The following is a 503-nucleotide window of genomic DNA, read 5'->3' on the forward strand; positions in this document are numbered from 1 at the left end:
GTTGCGCAAAGGTGCACGACGCCTTGCAAGCCATTATCGCGAAGGACGTGGAGCTGAAACTCGGTGTCGACATAGAACCCCGCCGGACGGATGATGGCGTATCGCTGTCATGGAGCGGCGCATCCACTGGCGAGGACGTGTTCGATTATGTGCTGGTGGCCACCGGACGCCGCCCCAATCTGGACAGCCTCGATCTCACCAATGCCGGGATTGCGCTGGATGATGATGGCGTGCCCGAACATGACCGCGGCACCATGCAGTGCGGAGAAAGCAGCATCTTCCTTGCCGGCGATGTGGCTGACAATTTGCCGATCCTGCACGAAGCGTCACAGGACGGCGCCATTGCCGGGCGCAACGCCGTTGCCTTTCCCGCGGTCAACAGCGCCAATCGCTTCGTTCCGTTCAGCCTCATCTTCACCAGCCCGCCGACCGCGCAGATCGGCGAATCTGAGGAAGACGGCGTGATCACCGGTACGGCGGACTTCGACGATCAGGGCCGGGCC

Annotated in this window: 1 protein-coding gene; it reads left to right on the plus strand. The window is 62.4% G+C overall.

Annotated elements, in window-relative coordinates; all coding sequences use genetic code 11:
• Window positions 1-23: 23 nt before the first annotated feature.
• The coding region (locus HUO12_RS14295) for an FAD-dependent oxidoreductase (RefSeq protein ID WP_232367527.1) at window positions 24-503 on the plus strand (480 nt) is incomplete at its 3' end.

The organism is Altererythrobacter lutimaris (assembly GCF_013371495.1).
GTDB classification, from domain to species: domain Bacteria; phylum Pseudomonadota; class Alphaproteobacteria; order Sphingomonadales; family Sphingomonadaceae; genus Erythrobacter; species Erythrobacter lutimaris_A.